Origin of the sequence: Candidatus Venteria ishoeyi (assembly GCF_030378065.1) — a bacterium.
In the GTDB taxonomy this organism is placed as follows: domain Bacteria; phylum Pseudomonadota; class Gammaproteobacteria; order Beggiatoales; family Beggiatoaceae; genus Venteria; species Venteria ishoeyi.
In genome coordinates, this window is the sequence record NZ_JAUCGJ010000008.1 from 83,639 (window position 1) to 105,030 (window position 21,392).

Annotated in this window: 15 protein-coding genes; 4 read left to right on the forward strand and 11 right to left on the reverse strand. The window is 45.5% G+C overall.

The window, feature by feature from the left end; translation table 11 throughout:
* Positions 1-171 precede the first annotated feature (171 nt).
* The 3 genes from QUF61_RS04065 to QUF61_RS04075 all read right to left on the reverse strand — a co-directional run bounded on the left by QUF61_RS04065 (position 172) and on the right by QUF61_RS04075 (position 5,865).
* Positions 172-957, reverse strand: a complete 786-nt coding sequence (locus QUF61_RS04065) for a hypothetical protein (RefSeq protein WP_103918770.1) — start codon at positions 955-957, stop codon at positions 172-174.
* 513 nt (positions 958-1,470) lie between these two features.
* On the reverse strand, positions 1,471-5,145 hold the full coding sequence (locus QUF61_RS04070; protein ID WP_289680605.1) for a hydantoinase B/oxoprolinase family protein: 3,675 nt from the start codon (positions 5,143-5,145) through the stop codon (positions 1,471-1,473).
* 87 nt (positions 5,146-5,232) lie between these two features.
* Positions 5,233-5,865, reverse strand: coding sequence for a hypothetical protein (locus QUF61_RS04075; RefSeq protein ID WP_103918610.1), 633 nt, complete (start codon positions 5,863-5,865; stop codon positions 5,233-5,235).
* A gap of 92 nt (positions 5,866-5,957) precedes the next feature.
* Here QUF61_RS04075 and QUF61_RS04080 point away from each other — a divergent pair, with 92 nt between their 5' ends.
* On the forward strand, positions 5,958-6,662 hold the full coding sequence (locus QUF61_RS04080; RefSeq protein ID WP_289680607.1) for a DUF4124 domain-containing protein: 705 nt from the start codon (positions 5,958-5,960) through the stop codon (positions 6,660-6,662).
* Between the two features lie 43 nt (positions 6,663-6,705).
* On the opposite strand, the gene QUF61_RS04085 is transcribed toward QUF61_RS04080, so the two are convergent.
* From QUF61_RS04085 to QUF61_RS04115, 7 genes are all read right to left on the reverse strand, one after another.
* Entirely contained in the window at positions 6,706-7,263 is a 558-nt protein-coding gene (locus QUF61_RS04085; protein WP_103918608.1) for a methyl-accepting chemotaxis protein, read from the reverse strand.
* Between the two features lie 19 nt (positions 7,264-7,282).
* Positions 7,283-7,855 (reverse strand): hypothetical protein, encoded by a 573-nt coding sequence (locus QUF61_RS04090; RefSeq protein ID WP_103918607.1) that lies wholly within the window; start codon positions 7,853-7,855, stop codon positions 7,283-7,285.
* Between the two features lie 170 nt (positions 7,856-8,025).
* The gene (locus tag QUF61_RS04095) at positions 8,026-8,280 is read right to left on the reverse strand and encodes a hypothetical protein (RefSeq protein WP_103918606.1); all 255 of its coding nucleotides are present in this window, start codon (positions 8,278-8,280) and stop codon (positions 8,026-8,028) included.
* 200 nt (positions 8,281-8,480) lie between these two features.
* Positions 8,481-10,334: a nitric oxide reductase activation protein NorD gene (locus QUF61_RS04100; RefSeq protein ID WP_103918605.1), complete on the reverse strand. Its 1,854-nt coding sequence runs from the start codon at positions 10,332-10,334 to the stop codon at positions 8,481-8,483.
* Between the two features lie 313 nt (positions 10,335-10,647).
* On the reverse strand, positions 10,648-11,667 hold the full coding sequence (locus QUF61_RS04105; RefSeq protein ID WP_103918604.1) for an MraY family glycosyltransferase: 1,020 nt from the start codon (positions 11,665-11,667) through the stop codon (positions 10,648-10,650).
* 106 nt (positions 11,668-11,773) lie between these two features.
* Positions 11,774-12,334, reverse strand: coding sequence for a cytochrome b (locus QUF61_RS04110; RefSeq protein WP_103918603.1), 561 nt, complete (start codon positions 12,332-12,334; stop codon positions 11,774-11,776).
* Complete coding sequence (locus QUF61_RS04115; RefSeq protein WP_289680611.1) at positions 12,331-13,956, reverse strand: DEAD/DEAH box helicase; 1,626 nt, start codon at positions 13,954-13,956, stop codon at positions 12,331-12,333. The genes QUF61_RS04110 and QUF61_RS04115 overlap by 4 nt, the downstream gene beginning before the upstream one ends.
* 190 nt (positions 13,957-14,146) lie before the next feature.
* Here QUF61_RS04115 and ispF point away from each other — a divergent pair, with 190 nt between their 5' ends.
* Positions 14,147-14,617, forward strand: a complete 471-nt coding sequence (gene ispF / locus QUF61_RS04120; protein WP_289680613.1) for a 2-C-methyl-D-erythritol 2,4-cyclodiphosphate synthase — start codon at positions 14,147-14,149, stop codon at positions 14,615-14,617.
* Positions 14,618-14,631: 14 nt separating this feature from the next.
* Here ispF and QUF61_RS04125 read toward each other — a convergent pair whose 3' ends face one another.
* Positions 14,632-18,579, reverse strand: a complete 3,948-nt coding sequence (locus QUF61_RS04125) for a PAS domain S-box protein (RefSeq protein WP_103918600.1) — start codon at positions 18,577-18,579, stop codon at positions 14,632-14,634.
* 126 nt (positions 18,580-18,705) lie between these two features.
* Here QUF61_RS04125 and QUF61_RS04130 point away from each other — a divergent pair, with 126 nt between their 5' ends.
* Both QUF61_RS04130 and QUF61_RS04135 read left to right on the forward strand, forming a co-directional pair.
* Complete coding sequence (locus tag QUF61_RS04130) at positions 18,706-19,773, forward strand: sensor histidine kinase (RefSeq protein ID WP_289680614.1); 1,068 nt, start codon at positions 18,706-18,708, stop codon at positions 19,771-19,773.
* Positions 19,774-19,869: 96 nt separating this feature from the next.
* A complete protein-coding gene (locus QUF61_RS04135) occupies positions 19,870-21,057 on the forward strand; it encodes a TRAP transporter substrate-binding protein (RefSeq protein ID WP_289680616.1) in 1,188 nt (395 codons plus the stop codon).
* Positions 21,058-21,392: the final 335 nt, after the last annotated feature.

The window sequence follows — 21,392 nt, forward strand, 5'->3', positions numbered from 1 at the left end:
CAACGAACTATACAGGTCACAGGGGATATGCACACCCCTGAAGCTATAATCAGCATCGTTAGTCTTAATTAATGCAGATAGCGACATTCTTATGGAAAATGGAAGCCAATACAATGGTGCGCTACCGCCATATCTCATCAAATAACATAGACTTTTCTGGACATTTTTTTCTTAATTTAGCGAATCAGTTAGATTATTTAAAACATCATCAGGCTTATGGGCAATAATTAGGTGACTTCTTAATCCTTCTTCATCTTTTTTAGTAAAACAATTTTTATGTTTTAATATGTTACAAATATTATTTTTTTCTTCTTCATTGAAATAATGGCGTTGAAGTATATTATCACCAATATTTTTTACGATTAATCCTGCATCTAAACAAACAGCTATAAAGTCATCAATATCAAGATATTTCATAATAGAAAAATATAATACCTTTGCCTTTCCATTAACAAATGCAGATTGGACAATTCTTTCTAAGCCTTCTACACCAACATATGAAGTTAAACCCATAGCAATAACTATATCAGTCATTTCATTAAAATGTTGTTTTAATGGAACAGGATAGGAATGGCTCATATCTGCAACAAAAATTTTTTCACATAAGTTAACATCTTTGGTAAATGTTAATGGTTCATGTTCAATATCTACCGCTGTAATTTCATATTCCAAACAATGGGAAAATAATTGCCTAACAGTTGTAGTATTATTCCAACGTTTTAAAATTTCCTGTGGTGTAATGTCAAACTTTAAGGAAGCTATATCTAACCCATAACCACTCCCAACAACTGAGATTTGAAGTGGTTTATCAGATAATAGTGCATTTTGATAAGGTTTGAACTTTTTCATAGCCTGAAAAGGTAACGTATAGTTTAACCGCTCTACTACATGAGTGATATATTCTGTTGGAAGATACTGAGAATATAAATTATCAAAATTTGCCTTTACATTGTTCATAGAAAAATCTCCATTTATCTTAGTTTCTGATTGTTTAATACCGTGTTAAGTTGGGCCTTGGTCATCAATCCGTCAGATGAGGGTATTTTTACCAGCAAGACTGCCTAAAAAGTCAGGTGGCTCACTTCCCAATAATAGAAAGTGAACCATGACAGATAGTATAACGGAAAACATCAAACAACATTGGAATCACAAAATCCAAAAAGCAGAAATATATTTTTGTTTCAAAAGGGTAGATTTCGACAGCCTCCTAGGAGGCTGTCTGAGAATAGCAAAATCAATGATTTTGCTAAAATTAACTCATTACTTATCAATGAGTTTAATAAAAGGGGACGTTACCAATATTTAGGTGGTTAACGCCAAAAATGGAAGCATCTCCTTTAATTTCAATTGTCTCATGTCTAAATATTATGTCTTATTGGCAAACATCCTCCCGTTGTCTGAGAATTGTACGATGGCGTAATTGCCCAAAGCGCTGGCACATCAGGTGGATACCTGACAGATGCCTAAGTTTTACCCAAACCCCCCGCCCCCCGGCGTTTTAATCACAAACACGTCCCCCGCCTGCATGTCCACTTCTGCCGTGCCGCCCAGCTTTTCAATTTTCCCATCAATCCGTTCCACCCGGTTTTCCCCGGTTTTGCCGGAGCCACCACCTGCCAAGCCGTGCGGTGGCAGTGTTCTATGACCGGATAAAATCGCTGCCTGCATGGGCTGTAAAAAACACAGTCTACGTTCTACGCCGTCGCCACCGGGCTGTTGCCCGCTGCCGCCGCTATCCCTGCGGATACGGAAACTGTCCAGGCGCACCGGAAAACGGGTTTCCAGCACTTCCGGGTCGGTGAGGCGGGAGTTGGTCATGTGGCTGTGTACTGCGTCCGCGCCGGGAAAATCCGGGCCTGCACCAGTGCCACCGCAGAGGGTTTCATAATATTGATAATCCTGATTGCCAAAAGTGAAATTATTCATGGTGCCTTGCGAGCCTGCCAGCACGCCCAATGCGCCATACAACGCATCGGTGACAGCCTGCGAGGTTTCGACATTACCAGCAACCACGGCAGCGGGATAGGTTGGATTAAGCAAACTGCCTGGGGGAATAATGATTTGCAGTGGTTTCAGGCAACCGGCATTGAGTGGGATCGGCATCGGTACCAGGGTGCGGAACACATACAGCACAGCGGCTTTGCACACTGAAGCCGGGGCGTTAAAATTGCCGTCTGCCTGCTGCGCGCTGGTGCCGGTAAAATCAATGCTTGCCGTTTGCTGAGTCTGGTTAATGCGGATTTTAACCTGAATGTGCTTGCCGTTATCCAGTGGATAAGTAAATTCTCCATCTTGCAGTTTACCCAGAATACGCCGCACCTGGGTTTCCGCATTGTCCTGGATATGCTGCATATAAGCATGAACCGTGGCCTTGTCAAACTGCAACAAGAGTTTTTCCAGTTCCAGACGGCCTTTGTGATTGGCGGCAATCTGGGCGTGTAAATCGGCGATATTCTGCTCTGGATTACGCGCCGGGTAAGGGTTATCCGCCAGCATCCGGCGTAGGTTGGTTTCCTGAAATACACCATTTGCTACCAGTTTGAAGCATTGAATCAATACCCCTTCCTGAGCAATGTGCTGGCTGTGCGGCGGCATGGAGCCGGGGGAAATACCACCGATGTCGGCATGATGCCCACGCGAGGCCAGATAAAAATCCGCCTGTACCTGTTCCGGCAGAAATACCGGCGTGACCACCGTGACATCGGGTAGGTGCGTGCCACCGGCATAAGGATTATTCAGCACAAACACATCACCCGCCTGCATATCCTGCTGTAATACCGCCGCCACGCTGTCGCCCATAGAGCCTAAATGCACCGGCACATGCGGTGCATTCGCCACCAGTTGCCCGTTGCGGTCAAAAATTGCACAGGAAAAATCCAGACGTTCTTTAATATTCACCGAGGTGGCGGTATTCGCCAGCGTTAAACCCATTTGTTCGGCAATGGACATAAACAGGTTATTAAAAATTTCCAGCCGTACCGGGTCAACAGTGGTGTGCTGGTCATTGATACACTTTGCCAGCGGTAATACCCGTCGCAGCAGTAGATTTTTTTCCGGGGTGACTTCTGCCTGCCAGCCCGGTTCCACCAGATTGGTGCCGGTGGCTTCCAGTATTACTGCCACGCCATCCAGCTTAAAACCTACTGGTAAATCGGCGCGTTGATATAAGGGGGCGTGGTGAAAAGCGCCCTGGGTAAAAATAGAAATTTCAGCGATGGGCTGCGGTGCGCTGGTGCTTGGTTTGACCATATCAAACGCGCTGGCCTGGTCGGGGTGAGTATCACGGATTTCTATGCCTTCCACCACCAGTGCCGCCAGTTCCAGGTTTTTTTCCGGCTGGATAAACCCGTATTGCTGCTGGTGCAGATGCTCAAAATCGGCTTTGAGCTGGCTAAAGTCTTCATTATAGGTGACTGTCAGGGTGGTATCCGTACCGCTGTAACGTATATGCAGGCGGCTTTCCAGCGCAATTGCCATGCCTGTCACGCCCTGTTGCTGTAAATCCTTTTTGACTATCTCGCATTGCTCGCGGTGGGTTTGTTGTAAAACTGTCAGTACATCATCGTTTTGCTGGGATTGAGAGCTTCCAGGTTTTAAAAACCTGGAAGGTCTTTTTGAGGCATCCGGGTTTAAGGGCAGTTCCAGACTGCGCTCATGCAGGCTGCGCAGTTCTGCCAGCCCCATGCCGTAGGCCGATAATACCCCCGCCAGCGGATGCACAAGAATCTGCTGCATCCCCAGTGCATCTGCGACCTGACAGGCGTGCTGACCGCCTGCACCGCCAAAGCAACACAGGGTGTAACGGCTAACATCATAACCATTTTGGGTGGAGATTTTTTTAATCGCCTGCGCCATGTTTTCCACGGCAATCTGTAAAAAGCCTTCCGCAACCTGTTCCGGGGTATGAGCTTTGCCGGTGCTTTGACTGACTTCCTGCGCCAATTCCTGAAACAAATGAGATACGGTTGCCACATCCAGCGCCTGATTTTGCTGGGGGCCGAATACCTGCGGGAAAAACTGTGGCTGGATTTTGCCCAGCAGCACATTACAATCAGTGACGGTCAACGGCCCGCCATTGCGGTAACAGGCGGGGCCTGGATTGGAACCGGCGGAATCCGGGCCGACCTGAAATGAGAGGCCGTCAAAATGTAAAATGGAACCGCCACCCGCCGCCACCGTGTGAATATTTAACATCGGCACCCGCAGACGGATACCTGCCAACTGAGTTTCCAGATTGCGCTCAAAACTACCGGCGTAATGGGAAACATCGGTGGAGGTACCACCCATGTCAAAACCAATCAGCCGCTCAAATCCTGCTTCCACGCCGGTGCGCGCCATACCGACTATGCCGCCAGCAGGGCCGGAGAGTATGCTGTCACGGCCCCGAAATTGCCGCGCGCGCACCAAGCCACCATTGGACTGCATAAAAAACAAGGTGTTCTCATCCAGTTGTTGACTGACGCCATCCACATAAGCCTGCAATACCGGGGTTAAATAAGCATCCACCAGCGTGGTATCACCCCGCGCCACCAGCTTGATTAAAGGGCTGACTTCATGTGAGGCGGAAACCTGGGTAAAACCTATCTCCCGCGCAATTTCTGCCACGGTGGATTCATGTTCGGGATAGGCATAGGCGTGCATACACACAATAGCCAGGGCGCGTATGCCCTTATCATAGGCAGCTTGTAAATCAATACGGATTTTTTCCCGGTTCAGCGGTTTAATCACTTCACCGCTGGCACTGATGCGCTCTTCAATTTCCACCGCCTGCTGATATAAAGCCGCTGGCAGTTGGATATGCAGGGCAAAAATATCCGGGCGGTTCTGGTAAGCGATTCTTAAAGCATCGGCGAACCCCTGAGTGATAGCCAAGGCTAAAGGTGCGCCTTTATGTTCCAGCAGGGCGTTGGTGCCCAGCGTGGTACCCATGCGCACATCACCGATAACCTCCACGGGAATGGCTTGCTGCGTATCTAAATGCAGAATGTCCCGTATGCCCTGTAGGGCGGCGTTGTTATAAAAACGCGGGTTTTCCGAGAGTAACTTGTGGCTGTGGAGTTGGCCTTGCGGGTCACGGGCAATCACATCGGTAAAGGTGCCGCCGCGATCAATCCAGAATTGCCATTTATTTGTTGTTGCAGTCATATCTAACTTGAATTTAAATTAACGTGAAGCAAAAAGCGGTTTTTTTGTGCCTTAAAGCATAAAAAAGAAGCTTTTGCGTAACACCGATTATTGCCAGGGAATAAAACGATCCATTGCCCGGAAAGGCTGGCCCATTGCGCCGGTATCCCGCGCCATATTGGAAACGCCACTGCGCATCACCGCTGTGTCATAGTTCATGCCTTTTACGCTTTGATCCATACCCTGTACACTTTGGTTCATGCCTTGCACGCTTTGATTCATCTGCGCCATATCCTGCGACATGGATACCACAGAAGGCGTCATATAGTCCTGCATGTCGGTCATAACACCTTTAATAATCTGCATATTGGCGTTGACTGTCTGAAAATTGCTTTTCATGTCTTTCATGCTGACGTTCATTTCGTGCATATCTACTGACATATTATTCATATGTTTCATATAACCACTCATGGACACCATCTGGCGGCGCATTTCATCCATGTCATACCAGATTGAAAAAATGAATGACAACATGATAGCACCCATGATGGCAGCGGCAATGCCAATAAAACCCATCCAGATTTTATTGCGTTTATTGGCGGCGGCATCTTTTTCCTGGCGTGCGCGAATCATATTCTGCGAACGCTTTATTTGTGCCTTAGCGATCTGATCGCGCTGCTCAAGCTGTTTGTTCATGGTTGCAATCAGCTCGGCAAATACGGCTTTATCTTCTGGGGCCATTTGGTATAGATCTCTTTGAGCAATAGGTTGGGGGATTTATGTTATAAAACAGGACTTATAAACAAATGCAGCATGAAACATGGAACAGTGTTATGAAACCCAATAAAATACTTTTTTTCACCTTGTTATTATCAGTAACAAATACCTTGCTGGCAAGTGAGTTATATCAGTGGGTTGATGAAAATGGTGTTATCAATTTTACCCAGAAGCCGCCCACGCAGGGGACTGCAAAGAAAATCGAAGTGCAAGACATGGAAAATACAACAAACCAGATTTCGCCATTGCCGGTTACGCAAGGTGGACAGTTTGATTATTGTGGAACACGTCGCCTGCCAGGAAGCACTGATAAACCCTTATTGCGACTTGCCAATATTCGGCCTAACCTGCAAGGCTGGAAACAGCACCTGGAAACCTTGAATCAGCAGCGGACAAGTTTGATTGAGCAACAACTTGAAATAAATAGAAGTCCTAATAAAGCCGGGGATTTAAGCCGTGGGATTAAACAAACCGAGCAAAAAATTGCAGAGCTTGCTTGTGTGCTGCGCTGGGCAAAACAGCAGGTAAAGTTGTTAGAACCTGAACGCCAGACTTATTTTAAAAAGCTCGCTCAGGTACAAGGGGAATATGATGCAATCAAGCATGAGTGCGGTAAAAAACCTGATATCAGTGGCTGGACTGATGATGAGACTGCAAAAGCCTGGGCTTCATGTCAGGGTAATCGCAGCCGCATTCGTCGGCATAATAAAAAATTACAGGAATTAAAAGGGCTGAAAAATCTGTTGCCAGTTTTAGAGTAATCGATTCCGGCTTTACTCATCGCTTATTTATGAAATATCCGGGCTAAGGTGGTGGCGCGGAAGGTCTGCCTGTCATCATGCGCACTGGCCCGGACATTTGTTCAACATTGTAGCGCATACCGTGTACGGTATGGGTTAAATGACTAAAACGATTAGTCATATCAACAACCGTGTGATCAATTTGCACCATATCCCTGTCCATTTCCACCACATTCCGGGTCATGGCATTAACATCACTGCTCATCTGCCCCACATTTGCCGTCATTTGTCCCATATTGTCGGAAATTTCAGGAATGCCTTTGACGTTATGACTCATCTTAACTACATTTTGGGTAATCTTATCCATATCAACCGACATTTTTTCAAACTTGGTATACATGCTGACCATGCTGTCGAGTGCATTGGTAAAATCATCAGTCAAAGTAATAATGCGGAAAAAGATAATGGCGATGACCAAGGCCAGGATGATTAACACGATACGGATAATACGCAGCGTGCGTCTGGCAATCACTTGTCCATTCTGCTCAAACTGCTCCATTTCTGCTTCAAAATGGGTAATTTTTTCATGTACAAACAGCAGGGTTTCACGGTTTATCGCCATGAGAAATTCCTTGAATTCATTAATTAGAAGGCATAAAAGAGCGAAACATATTAAACCCTTTCATCGGGTCTGACATGGTATTCACATCCCGGCCTATACCATACACCGCGCCATCCATTGCATGAAATGTCTGGCTCATCGTGACCATGTTATTGCTGACAGAATTCACCCGGTTTTGCATATTATCCATACTGGCGCTGATGGTGTGAATATCATGCGTCATAAAGGCCACGGATTGATTCATGGTTTTTACATTGGTGACGATATCCGGCATTGCCACAACAGCCTGCTCCATTTTAGCAATTCTTTGCTCCATGACCGCCATATCACTGGACATGGAACTGAAATGATTATTCATTACTTCCATTGCCACAATCATATCTTTCAGATAATAAGACAGCACCAGAATCAGAAACAGGATGGCAATTGACATGGCACCAATACTGATCATGCCAACCCGGATAATTGCGGTAATACGTGTTGCCAGACGCAACTGCATCTGGCTGCGGATTTCGACTGAATGAAAGGCTTTTTCAGCACTTTGACAAATCAGTTCCTGATCCGACAGGTTTTCTGTTACAGAATTTGGCATGGAAGAATAAACCTCATCACATGGATTATTTTTATTGGTTAGTCGTTGATTTATGATTGTACATGACAATTTTCAGCATAGTACTGAGTTGTTGCAGTAAAAGGCAGGTTTTTCACCTGCCCTCTCTACACCACCCGGTATGCGGGTGTAATAGTTAAGGAACGAGGATTTTAGTTGATAGTTGTTGAGTCGTCTTGCTCATCAAAACTAAAACTGGGAATATCAGCTAACCCGATGACCATCAGCACGATGCCAACAAAAACGAAAAAAAACAGCGCAGCGAGAAAACTGGCTGAGACGGGATCATTAAAACCTATAGTGCCAATTTTGACAAAAAGAAAAATAGCGCACACCAGCGCTAAGAAAAAACTACTACCGCCTGAATATAATGCGGTTTTTTGTAACAGCCCTTTTTTCTTGTACATAAATAACTCCTGATTGTATATAGGAGCGAGAATTTTATAACTTCAGCAACCTGGCTGGTCTTTTTCTCCATTTTCTGCGTTCCGAAAACAGTTACATAGCTTGCTATGCGCCTGTTTTCACGCCTTGAAAATGAATAAAAATCCTGCGCCCAGTTTCTGTATTTATTTTATCCTCACTCCATATTGTGAATGGTTATGGTCTATTCCCGCGTCAAATGCGCGTATAACAGAGGCAGTTCTTTGGGTAAGTCGCTGGGATTGCGTATCAGTACATAGCGGTTTGCACCAAAAATATGTGGCAGATAATCATTGGCTTGTTCGTCGATGGTAATACAAAATGGTTGCAGGCCTTTTTTGCGGGCTTCCAGTAAGGCAACGCGGGTGTCCTCTATGCCGTAACGCCCTTCATACTGGTCGATGTCATTGGGTTTGCCATCGGTGAGCAGTAATAATAAACGTTGTTCTGCCTGCTGCTCGGATAATAATTGCGTGGCATAACGAATCGCCGCGCCCATGCGTGTGTAAAAACCCGGTTTTAAGGCCTGTATGCGTCCGCGCACCAGATTGTTATAAGTCTGGTGAAAGGGTTTAATAACCTGGAATTGTACCTGGGTGTGGTTATTGGAACAAAAGCCATATAGCGCAAATTGATCGCCAGTTGCGCTCAAGGCTTCGGAGAACAGGAACAGACTGTCTTGAATAACATCAACAATGCGCGCATGGCTGTTTACCCAGGCATCGGTGGACATGGATAAATCCGCCAGCAGCAGGCAGGCCAGATTGCGTTTGCCGCCACGAAAATCCTTATACAGATTTTCTTCGCTGGAAGCGTGTCCTAACTGGCGGTTAACCAGATGCCCCAGATAAGCATCCATGTCAATTTCACTGCCTTCCGGCTGCCCCCTATGCCAGACGCGAGTAGGTTGCAGGTGGTCAAATTCCTGGCGTAGACGCCGCGCCATTTTACGCAGGCGCTGAGGCAGTTCAGTATCGGAAACCTCTTCTGGCAGCATGTTTTGCAGATAACAATAATCTGGACGCATTTGTTGTTTGCGGTAGTCCCACTCCGGTAAGGTGATACCTTCAGGCAGCACCTCTTCTTCATATTCAGAAGGTGGTAAGTCCAGCTCAAATTCCAATGCAGCCGCGCCAGTTTCTTCGTTATCGCGGGAAACACTGATTTTTTGCATGTCATCCAAAGCCATTTCAGCTTTTTCCAGGTCGGTTTCGTCATCAGTGGTACGATCTACCTTGACATAATCAGCCATAGTAAACAGGCTTTCCAGGCGAAAAGACAGCAGCCCGGTTTTACCGTCAGGATCATCCACCCGCTCGCCCTGACGACGACGTTTGTCCTTAATTTTTTTACGTTTTTCAGGTTTTTTAGTGGCTTTGTTCTTACCTTGTGCCAGTGGCTGCGCCTGATTGCTGGCAACAGGGGGCGCAGGGTGCAGCCATAAATAAACCGGTTGCGGGGATGTTTCAGTGACAGGAAGCTGGTCAACGGAACCTGGGGTTTGTAATGCCTGCTGTATTGCTTGTTCGCAACGTGCCTCTTCAGCGGATAAGGTACTGATATCCGGGCGCAATGCCAATTGTGCCGCAAGCAGGCGCTGGTAACGCGCGCGAAACCCTGGAAAGTGTTTGAGCACTTGTTGAGTGAGTTGCTGATTTTGTTGAAACCAGGGCAATGTGTCTGCTTGTTGATGTGCTGTTTGTGCCGTTAAAGCTGCCAGCCATAAATACAGTTCCCGATTCAATTCAGCTTCTGGAAAAACCGCCAGTTGTTCCGGTAGCCGCAAGGCTTCATCATCTAACCAGCATAATTCCACCTCGGTGGCACTGCCAGCAATACGTTGCAGCCAATTACGGCGCACGGTTTGGGCCGTTGCGGAAGTCGCTTCAATACTAAGACCTCTGTCACCGCCTAAAGCACGAAATAAAATACCAATGCTTTTATTGACCTGCGCAAGTTCCACGGCAGCGTGGGGATAGGTTTTATCTGCTGCTTTGGTAATCCAGTTATGCCAGATTTTACCGACGGTTTCTTCCATTGTTGCTTCCTTATCAGTTAATCGGTGTTATAACTATTGTAGATGAGTGACAGATAGCAAATTAGCATAAACCTGAATGGGCTGTTAGTACGCTCTAAAGCTGCTGAGAATTGTTTCCACACCATGCTAAATTGTTGATAGTGAGCACTGAATTCAAGTATTTTCAGATAAAAAACTTATCTGCTGACTTATCCCGGATATTTCATCAATATGCTCTCGCTTGCCCTTTGTTCCATATATGAGGGAAAAACTGGCTGGTCAGCACGTCCATGAATAAAATGGCAAAATTATGGAATCTGAAAGGGCAGATGTTTTAATCTGCAAAAGGTGCAGCAATGGTTTCCAGAAAAAGTAATAAGCTGGTATAAAAAACCAGAATAAAGACCAGCCACAGGCCATGCCAGTTAACGGGTGTTAGCATTGCGAACAAGGCGCACAACAGGCAGAAAGCCATCAGCGCATAAGCATATAAGCTGGTTTTTTTATGCCCCCAACCCGCTTGCACTAAACGCTGATAATAATGTGTGCGATGCGCCTGCCAGACTTTTTGCTTGCGCCAGCCGCGCCGCAGCAGGGTCACTGTGGCATCAACGATAAACGGTGAAAACAGCAATAATGCCACCCACAGAGGAAACAGACTTAACTGGCTACCCCACAGACTTAAAGCGGCAGCCAGAAAACCCAGTAAAGAGGCACCAACATCCCCCATAAAAATTCTGGCGGGGTCAAAATTAAATACCAGAAAACCCAGGCAGGCTGCCACGATCAAACTGTTAAGCAGCGCAAAAACGGAATCGCCAGCCAAGGCTCCCAGCAGTGCCAGACCACCAAAACCAAACACTGCCATGCCTGCGGCAAAACCGTTCATGCCGTCCATAAAGTTGTATAAATTGGTCATCCATACTACAAACAGCAGTGAGAACAACAGGCTCAGCCAACCTGGAAAAACCCATTCTAAACCCGGTAGCGGCAAGGCCAATACCCATAAGTCAGCACCGCCCAGTAATAAGGCTGCTGCCATAAAATGAATCGGAAAACGCACCACGGGTGATAAGGGATGGCAATCATCAATAAAAGAAATCAGTGCGATTAATAAGGTGGCATTAAATATCCAATGTAAGTCGTTGATGCCAGAAAGTTGCGACCACAGTAAAGCGCAGCCCAGCACCAACGCTATTAATATGGCTAAACCACCCGTACGCGGCGTAGGATGCACATGCAAGGAGCGTTCATTGGGGTGGGCCAGACTGAATCCCGCGCTATGCACCAACCCCCAGGTGAGCAGCAGGCTGAAAATAAAAATACCAGTGGGCGCAGCAAGTAGCATGTTCATATTTTGCTTTCCAGGATACCGATTAAAATCAACAATAAATTGTCTAAATCCGATAATAAAGTATAGGCGTTCTTATTCTTATGGATAAAAAACCTGAAAAGGTTTTTTATTGCCACTTTTTCAAAGGCAACATCCGCACCATTAAGCTGCTATCTTTTTCAATCAAATGGTGTTTGAGTACGCCCAGAATATGCAAAGCAAAGGCAGCAAAAAATATATAAACACAAATCACATGCACCTGTTCTGCAAACTCACTGAGGCTGGTATTTTTTGCTAAAATCACAGGCATGTTAAATAAGCCAAAAAAGCTGATTTTATAGCCCCCGGCCTGGGAAGCAATGACACCGGAAATCGGTAAAATGATCATCAAGGCATATAAAACAAAATGTACCAGATGAGCAATCATAATGTCTTTGGCAGCAAAGCGTTCAGGCATTGCGGGTGCTGGATTAAAAAATCGCCACAGGATACGAAACATAATCAGCGCGGCAGTAATCACACCAAAGGATTTATGCAACGCATATAAGACCCATTTATCATCACCATCGGGCATGGCTGTCATGCATAAACCCAAAACAATTAAAATCACAAATAACAGGGCAATACTCCAATGCAAAAATATGGCAATCTTGCCATAAAATTGCTCGGTATTTTTCCAGGGAATCATGATTCGTCTTTGGGTTGGTGGCTGGATTTATTGTGGTTGTCGCGGTTTAAGCGACGACCTGGGCCGCGTCTTTTTGGACGGCGTTTTTGCTCCCCATCTTGAGGCGGCTTCGCTTCAGTTTTTCGTGCTTCATGCGCTGGGCTGGTTGACTCTTCAGGTCGTGCAACGGGTTTATTGCCGGTTTTCCCTGAGCTGTTTGGACGGTGACGACTGTGATGTGATTTTTTTCCGGTATGTTTGGGGCGCAGTGGTGGCGTTGCGACCAGCAAACTTTCCTCGGGTTGTACGCAAGGTAAATCACGCCCCAGAAATGCCTGAATGTCGGGAATCTGAAAGGCTTCTTCTTCACAGGCAAAACTGACTGCGGTGCCTTCCTCGCCTGCGCGACCAGTGCGCCCTATGCGATGGACATAATCTTCCGGGTCTTGTGGCAGATGATAATTAACCACATGACTGACCCCTGCAATGTGAATGCCGCGTCCAGCAACATCCGTTGCCACCAGCACCTGAATTTTGCCTTCCCGGAAATCTTCCAGGGTTTGAGTGCGTTTATTCTGCGCGACTTCCCCGGAGAGCATAGCGCAGCGGATATTATTACGGCGCAGCTTGTCTGCCAGATCCCGGGTTTCATCGCGGCGATTGGTGAAGACCATCACCCGCTGTAATTTTTGCTGGGTAATCAGGTTATATAACAGGGTATATTTTTGATCGGAAGTGACAATATAAATCACCTGTTCCACCGTTTCAGCAGCCACGGTTTCCGGCTCGATTTCAACTGATATTGCACCGCGTGTCCATTGATCAGCAAGACGTTTGACATCATCGGTAAACGTGGCGCTGAAAAACAAAGTTTGACGTTTATCCTTAAACGGCGTGCTGAGTACAATCTGACGCACATCGGGGATAAACCCCATATCCAACATACGATCAGCCTCATCCAGCACCAACACTTCCACCCCGGATAAATCGATATTTTTACGCTGTTTGAAATCCAGTAAACGTCCCGGCGTAGCGACTAAAATATCCACGGGTTGTTCCAGCAGGGTTTGTTGTTTACGATAATCTGCCCCACCAAACACGGTCACGGTGCGGCTACGCAGGTAGCGACTAAGTTCACGGGCATCTTTGCCAATCTGGATGGCAAGTTCGCGGGTAGGTGCTAGAATTAATGCGCGCGGTTTACCCGGTTCGCGTTTGCCGGAAAGCCGATTGCGCTGCATGTGGTTGAGGATGGTAATCAAAAAAGCCGCAGTTTTACCGGTACCGGTCTGTGCTTTACCTATCAGGTCTTTGCCTTTTAGAGTAATCGGCAGGGTTTCGGCCTGAATCGGTGAGCAATATTCAAATTTTAGATTGGCGATGGCATGCATCAATCCCGTAGAAAGATGAAAATCATGAAATCGGGTTTTACCCTCCTCCGGCACAACCTGAAACTGCTCCACGCTCCAGCGAGGCTTCTGGTTTTTAGATTGGCGTGGTTGACGCTGATTTTTACCCCGTTTTTCAGGAGAAGCACTGGCAGATGCTCTGTCTGCCTGTTGTTGTGTGACGGGCGCTTTTGACTGTGCAGGTATTGCAGATTTAAAGACTTCCCGAATACGATTAAACAATTTTTTGATCAAAATGAAATATACTCCAAAGTTTTTAAGGTAACTGGTGTTATGCAAAAGCTTCTTTTTCGCAGATTATGAAGGTTTGAAATACGAAAAAACCACTTTTGCTTTACGCTGATTTTCGTTTGCGCCTTTGTTTATGCAAAACATAGCAACTGCGCAACATTAACTAAAATAGAGTCTCAGGTAAAATACAGTCATGATAACAGGCATTGGGCAGGACAGTCACCGCTTTGATCTGGAAAATAGTAAAAAAATATTAAAATTGGGTGGGGTTGCTTTTCTCGGTGAGCCACCTTTAAAAGGTAACAGTGACGCTGATGTGGTGTTACATGCGATTACCAATGCGGTTTCTGGTATCACCGGGGTGAATATTCTCGGTGTAGTCAGTGATAAACTGTGTTTAGAACAAGGTATTACCGATAGCCGGGTGTATTTGCAGGAAGCCTTAAAATATTTACAAAATAAACAACTGACCCATGTATCTATCAGCATTGAATGCAAATTTCCAAAAATCAGCCCTAAAATTCCAGAAATGAAACAAAGTATTGCTGATTTGTTAGACCTATCCAGCAATCAGATTGGGATTACTGCAACTACGGGAGAGGGTTTGACTGCATTTGGGCGTGGGGAAGGTATACAGGCTTTAGTAATTGTTTCAGCAAGCTAAAAAAATCAAGATGATTATTTCAGCATTTCCTTTAGTTCTTTCATTCTGAAGTTTTTTGCCAGGTCTAACAGTATGGTGGCTTCCGCAGCAACATCCTGTTGTTGTTGCAAGGCTTGCAAGGATTCAAATAATTTGCTGACCTCACCGGTTCTGGCAATGGCTAAAAGCTGTTCACGCTGTTCTGGTGACAGACCGCTTTTCAGGGTGTATGTCGATGTGGTCTGCGTACTGGTATAACACCACTCCAGCCCTAAATAAGTTTGCAGGCAGGCCAGCAAATTGCTTTTCTGAACAGGTTTGGCAATAAAGTCATTACAGCCAGCACTGAGAAATTCCTGAGCATCATTGCTAAAGACGCTGGCAGATACTGCGATAATGGGCATTAGCAAACCTTTTTTACGAATCTGGCGGGTGGTTTCCAGGCCGCTGATGCCTGGCATTTTCATATCCATAAAAATCAGATCAGGCTGCTGTACGCGTAACATTTCCAGGCACTGTTCACCACAAGTGGCAAAATGCAAGGTAAACGCCAGGGGCTTTAATAATGCCGCTAAAATTTCCTGATTTTCCTGAATATCATCGACAATCAACAGGCTAAAAACAGCATGACCACCGTTATGGCAATAACCGGCTACGGCTGCATCAGGGCAGAGCCTTTGCTGCTGCCTGCTGTTTTCCTGCCGGGAAGAACGTACTTTGGCGGGTATTTTCAGGAAAAATGTACTACCTTGCCCCAAGCAACTGTCTACCTCCAATACCCCCCCCATCACTTCTGTCAATTTCTGGCTGATTGCCAATCCCAATCCCGTGCCTTGGGCTTTGTAACGATCCTCACCTTCTTGAGAAAATGGCTTAAAGATATAATTTAATTTTGCTGGTGCAATGCCGATACCACTGTCGCGCACCGTAAAATACAGGAAGCCGTCAACATAATTACAACATAGGCTGATATGACCTTGTTCAGTAAATTTCACGGCATTACTTAGCAAATTTAGTAAAATCTGCCGTACCCGTTTGTCATCAATATCTAATATTTTAGGCTGGTCTACCCAAATTCTTTCCCGAAATTCTAGATTTTTTTGTATGGCGCGTGCCTGAAAAAGCCGTGTGATGTCATTAAAAAACTGATGTAAGTGGCAGGGGGCAGGGTTCACATCATAACGCCCTGCTTCAATTTTAGATAAATCCAAAACATCATTGAGCAGAGTTAATAAATATTCACCACTGTTGTTAATAGTCTGCGCCATGCGTTGGTAATCCGCAGTTAAATCATCGGCTGTAGCAAGGATTTGCGCATAACCCAGCACGGCATTAAGCGGGGTACGCAGTTCATGGCTCATATTGGCAAGAAATGCGCTCTTAGCCCGGTTGGCCGCTTCAGCAGCGCGGCGCGCCTGCTCCAGCGCAACCTCAGTGTGGCGACGGGAAACAATCGCCCACAAATCCCGCGCAATCAGTTCTAATTGCCGCAAATCGATATCATCATACGGTCTGGCTTTGTTGCCAACACCCACTATTATCAGCACCTTGCCGTTTTCTATGACCGGTACGCTCATATGGCGGATTAAATGATTGTGTCCTTCGGGATAACCTTTACGATTTTTCAGATGTTGATAATCATTATGGATGAAAGAGCGTTGTTCTCGCACACTGTCTGCCCAGATTCCAGCTTTGGAAACAGAATAATGGGTATCCGTGACAACCTTGCACTGGGCCAGGGTTGCTTTTGACCAATAACCCAAATGGATGCTTTCCTGATCAGGCTCGATGAAATGTAAATAGGCGATTGCGCTGTTAGTGAGCATTTCCGCATCTTCCAGGCCCGCACGGAAAATATCCTCTTCATTCATAGCGGATGCCTGACGACTGAGTGCCAATGAAGCATCCAGGCGTATTTCATTAAGTGCTTGCTGATACGCTGCCTGTTTGCGCATGGTAATATCCTGAAAAATCACCACGCAAGAAGTGATATCACCTTCATCATTACGCACCGGAGCGCCGGTCATTTGCAACAATATACGGGGATGATCCGAACGGCGTATTTCCATATCATCCACGGTTGTGATTTCACCTGCTAAACCACGTATCAGGGGCATTTTTTCTGGCGGATATAAGTTATCACTACCCTCAATAAATGTACCATAGGTATGATTGTGATCATTTAATGTGACATTGACAGCAAAAATCTGTCCCAGCAATTCACTGGCAAGCTGATTCGTCAGTAAAACCTCTCTATTGGGTGCAAATACCGCCACTGCCATCGGAATATACTTCAGCACGGCTTGTAAAGTCTGACGTTGTTGATCAATTTCAAGACGCTTGCTGCGGTTTTCCGTGATATCAATAAACGTTGCCATCCCTGCATAAGGCAGCGTTTCACCCGGCTGAAACATCGGTTCAGCATTAACCAAAATCCAGTACAATTCAGCATCTGCATGATAAATGCCGAGAATGATATTACGTTGCGCCTGTCCTGTTCTTAACACCTGCTGCAATGGATGCGTATCTTTGGGAAAATCTGTGCCGTCCTCATGTATCACGCGCCAACTTGGATCCAACAGGGCACCGCCCATTATTTGCGCTTGAGTCAGCCCTAAAATGCGTTCCGCTGCGGTGTTGCAGGTAATAATCTCCCCTGCTTTATTCTGCATAATCACACCTTCAGCCATCGTGCTAATCAGCGAATAATAGCGTTCTTCATTATTGCGAACGGTTTGTTCGGCCAGTTTGCGTTCGCTAATATCCTCTACAATGCCTTCATTGTGTGTATTTTCACCTTGCTCATTACGCACCGCATGTACGGTTACATTAATCGTGCGCAAACTGCCGTCAGGGTGGGTGAACGCCATTTCAATTTCGGTTTCATTCAATTCACCGCACCGTAAGCTGGCGGTAATTTTCAGTGCATGTGCCAAGCTGTCAGGTTGCCAGTTGGTAAATGTCATCCAGGCTTGCCCTATAACCTCGTGCGGATACTTACCAAACACGTTCAGCACACTGTTGCTGACATATTCAAAAATGCCATCACAACGATAACTGAACAGCATAAAATTAGAGCCAATATCTTCCACTAAGCGCTGATAGCGTGTCCGGCTTTCCTGCAAGGCCCGCTCGGTTTGCTTATGTGCGGTAATGTCTGAACCAGAGCATAAAAGACCGGTCATTACCCCCTTATCATCACATAAATAGGCATTGTGCCAAGCAATTATACGCAGGCTGCCATCCTGGCACAGTACTGCATTTTCAACATATTCGATGCCCTCCATACTGCCTGCCATGGCTTGTTTAAACAAAGGGTAAATTGTTTCCCAGCCTTCGGGTTGTGGCAGACAGGTGGCAAACCAATTGCATCCAATGAGTTCAGCGTTGGCATAACCCAGCAGTTCATGTCCGGCACGGTTGAGCATGGTGATATTGCCATCGTTGTCAAGTGCTATCATCAGTACTTGTACGGTATCAAGATAACGTTGTTTCAAGTCATGCTCGCGGCGTAATGCCGCTTCCATCTGTTTACGTTCACTGATGTCGATGGCAAGCAAAGCAATAGTTACACCATCACGATCTTCATCGACTTTACTGACACTGATATAAGTCCATACGGGATGACCAGCCTGATGGCGAAAAACATACTCGCCAATAAACTTATCCGTGTTTGCCAGTGCGCTGTAAACTTGCTCATCAAATGCCTTGTATTGCTTATCATCAAGATAAATCAAACGGGTATATTGACCAATCAGATCTGCGGGAACATAGCCTAAAATCTCTGCCAGATAGTCATTGACCTCAAGGAATTTATGATTTTTAATCACGGTGACAGCAGCATTACTGCTGCCAAATAAGCCTTGCAAGCATTTCAGCTTAGCATTGAGGCATTGGTTTTGTTGCAACACCTTGTTGTAGCAAGTTAAAGATGACCATAAACAAGTTGAAAATGACCACAAAGAACGAAAAATGTGTTTCATAGTCTTACCATTGTTTACCCTGGACGAATGGGGTTGTATCGCAGTATGCTAAAATGGCTTATTTTTTTCAGCGCAAAACCTTAAAACTAAAGCATCATAGCAATAAGTATGTAAGGGATCTTAAGTATGCCACAGGAAACTATTTTATTGGTGGATGACCAGCCGGAAAATATTGCCGTACTACATGACTTTTTAGCGCAACTTGATTATAAACTGGTCATTGCAGAAGATGGTGAAACCGCTTTATCGATTGTTAAGCAAAAAGCACCTGATTTAATCTTACTCGATGTGATGATGCCCGGAACCAATGGTTTTGAAGTGTGTCGTCAAATCAAAGACAATAAGCAATTGAGAGAAATACCAGTTATATTCATCACCGCACTGGTAGAGGTTCACGATAAGGTTCAAGGCTTTGAGGTTGGCGGAGTGGACTACATTACCAAACCTTTTCAACGGGAAGAAGTGCTGGCACGGGTACGTGCGCATTTGACGATTACCCGCCAACGCCAGGAATTACAACAAAAAAATCAGGAACTGGATGCCTTTGCGCATACGGTGGCGCATGACTTGAAAAATACCCTGTCTGCCATCGGTAGTCATGCGGAACTGATTAAATACACCATCCAAAACGAAGGCAATCTTGAGCAACTGCCAGAATTAGCTGATTTTATTTTTAATTCTGCTTACAAAGCCAGTGATATTATTGAGGCTTTATTACTGCTGGCAGGTTCTTCCCTGTATCAAAATCTGTTAATTGAGCCTTTTGATATGGCTTATGTCATTAAAAAAGTCCAGATCCGTATGAAAATACAATTGGCGGAAGCCAGCATCACATTAAAGCTACCGGAGCAATGGACTTATGCTCAGGGTTATCCTGCCTGGGTGGAAGAAATCTGGTTTAACTATATCAGCAATGCGCTGAAATATGGTGGTAAACCACCACAAATAGAACTGGGCCAGGATGAGCTGGAAAACAGTGTGCGTTTTTGGGTACGTGACAATGGCCCAGGATTAACAAAAGCGCAACAAGCCAAATTGTTTGTACCTTTTACCCGCCTGCACACGGATCGTGCTGAAGGTCACGGCCTGGGCTTGTCTATTGTACAACGTATTGCTGAAAGATTAGGCGGCAACGCAGGCGTGGACAGCATACCAGGACAAGGCAGCCTATTTTATTTTGTATTGCCTAAGTAAGCCAGGGCGTTTTTTATGCCTGACGATATTTCACTGATACCTACATTTCGGTATCATTGCTATTTTTTATAAAATAGCACATACAGGTACACAATAATGATGCGCAAAATACCCTTCTTCGCTCCATTGCTCTTAATATTAGGACTGCTGAGTTTAAGCGCCTGCAATGATAAAGACAAAACCACTGCAACAAGTGATGCAGCAGCAAAAACACAACAAACCTATCAATGGAAAATGGTGACAACCTGGCCGCCAAATTTTCCAGTATTTCAGGAAGGTGTGGATCGATTTGCAAAAATGGTTGAAACCATGAGTCAGGGGCGGTTGAAGATACAGGTATTTGCCGGTGGTGAATTAGTACCCGCGATGGAAAGCTTTGATGCGGTATCCCAGGGTTCGGTGCAAATGGGACATGGCGCGGCCTATTATTGGGCGGGCAAAGTACCTGCCGCGCAGTTTATGTCAGCCGTACCGTTTGGCATGAATGGCAAGGGCATGGATGCCTGGTTTTATGGCGGTGAAGGCAAAGGTCTGAGCTTGTGGCGCGAACTTTATAAACCCTTTGACCTGCGTCCGTTTCCCATGGGTAACAGCGGTGTGCAAATGGGTGGCTGGTTCAATAAAAAAATTACCCAGGTGGAAGACTTAAAGGGTCTGAAAATGCGTATTCCCGGCCTGGGTGGTAAGGTGCTGGCAAAAGCCGGTGGCAGCCCGGTATTATTGGCGGGTTCTGAGTTATATACCGCGTTGGAGCGTGGCGTACTGGATGCAACAGAATGGGTGGGGCCATTCCATGATCAGCGTTTGGGACTGGATCGCGCAGCAAAATATTATTACACCCCCGGTTGGCATGAACCCGGTACCACCTTGGAATTAATCGTTAATCAACAGGCCTGGGACAGCTTGCCTGCTGATTTACAAGCCATTGTCGATGCCGCATCTATTGCCAGCAACCAATGGATGAGTTCACAGTTTGAAGTGCTTAATTTGCAGGCTCTGCGCGAGTTGGAAGCCAAGCCACACGTAGAGATTCTGACTTTCCCACCTGCGGTATTGGCGAAATTAAAAGCCATGACGGCAGAAGTATTAATGGAAGAAGCAGCGAAAAACCCTGAATTTAAGCGTATTTATGAGGCCTATTCGGCGTTCCAAAAAGACAATGATGCCTGGAGCCTGATTTCAGAAGTCGCTTATTATCATGCAGGCCATCCTGATGAATCGGGTAATATTGCCAACAATGTGCAAAAGACTTTGCAACAAAATCTGAAAAAAAATACAGAATAATCAAGCACCAACTAACATTTCATATGCTAGGAGGTTGTCCGAGAACTTAGTTTTTTAAAAAATTGGATTTTTAACTCATTGATAAGTAATGAGTTAATTTTAGCAAAATCATTAATTTTGCTATTTTTGGACAGCCTCCTAGGAGGTTGTCCGAGAACTCGGTTTTTCAGAAAACTTAAATCTTAACTCATTGATTTTATTTTTAAACAAAATTTAGTGTGGAATGTTTGTATTACTTAGTATTCAGATTAAATATAAGAGAGGTATCCTGTTATACATAGAATTTTTCTACAAAATTTCAGACAGTTTTTAGTGCTGACCATTAAAACCAATAG

What these genes read in the sequence shown, in the direction of transcription:
- QUF61_RS04065 (WP_103918770.1), bottom strand. Translation starts at nt 957, where the DNA reads ATGAACAATGTAAAGGCAAATTTTGATAATTTATATTCTCAGTATCTT.
- QUF61_RS04070 (WP_289680605.1), bottom strand. Translation starts at nt 5,145, where the DNA reads ATGACTGCAACAACAAATAAATGGCAATTCTGGATTGATCGCGGCGGC.
- QUF61_RS04075 (WP_103918610.1), bottom strand. Translation starts at nt 5,865, where the DNA reads ATGGCCCCAGAAGATAAAGCCGTATTTGCCGAGCTGATTGCAACCATG.
- QUF61_RS04080 (WP_289680607.1), top strand. Translation starts at nt 5,958, where the DNA reads ATGAAACCCAATAAAATACTTTTTTTCACCTTGTTATTATCAGTAACA.
- QUF61_RS04085 (WP_103918608.1), bottom strand. Translation starts at nt 7,263, where the DNA reads ATGGCGATAAACCGTGAAACCCTGCTGTTTGTACATGAAAAAATTACC.
- QUF61_RS04090 (WP_103918607.1), bottom strand. Translation starts at nt 7,855, where the DNA reads ATGCCAAATTCTGTAACAGAAAACCTGTCGGATCAGGAACTGATTTGT.
- QUF61_RS04095 (WP_103918606.1), bottom strand. Translation starts at nt 8,280, where the DNA reads ATGTACAAGAAAAAAGGGCTGTTACAAAAAACCGCATTATATTCAGGC.
- QUF61_RS04100 (WP_103918605.1), bottom strand. Translation starts at nt 10,334, where the DNA reads ATGGAAGAAACCGTCGGTAAAATCTGGCATAACTGGATTACCAAAGCA.
- QUF61_RS04105 (WP_103918604.1), bottom strand. Translation starts at nt 11,667, where the DNA reads ATGAACATGCTACTTGCTGCGCCCACTGGTATTTTTATTTTCAGCCTG.
- QUF61_RS04110 (WP_103918603.1), bottom strand. Translation starts at nt 12,334, where the DNA reads ATGATTCCCTGGAAAAATACCGAGCAATTTTATGGCAAGATTGCCATA.
- ispF (WP_289680613.1), top strand. Translation starts at nt 14,147, where the DNA reads ATGATAACAGGCATTGGGCAGGACAGTCACCGCTTTGATCTGGAAAAT.
- QUF61_RS04125 (WP_103918600.1), bottom strand. Translation starts at nt 18,579, where the DNA reads ATGAAACACATTTTTCGTTCTTTGTGGTCATTTTCAACTTGTTTATGG.
- QUF61_RS04130 (WP_289680614.1), top strand. Translation starts at nt 18,706, where the DNA reads ATGCCACAGGAAACTATTTTATTGGTGGATGACCAGCCGGAAAATATT.
- QUF61_RS04135 (WP_289680616.1), top strand. Translation starts at nt 19,870, where the DNA reads ATGATGCGCAAAATACCCTTCTTCGCTCCATTGCTCTTAATATTAGGA.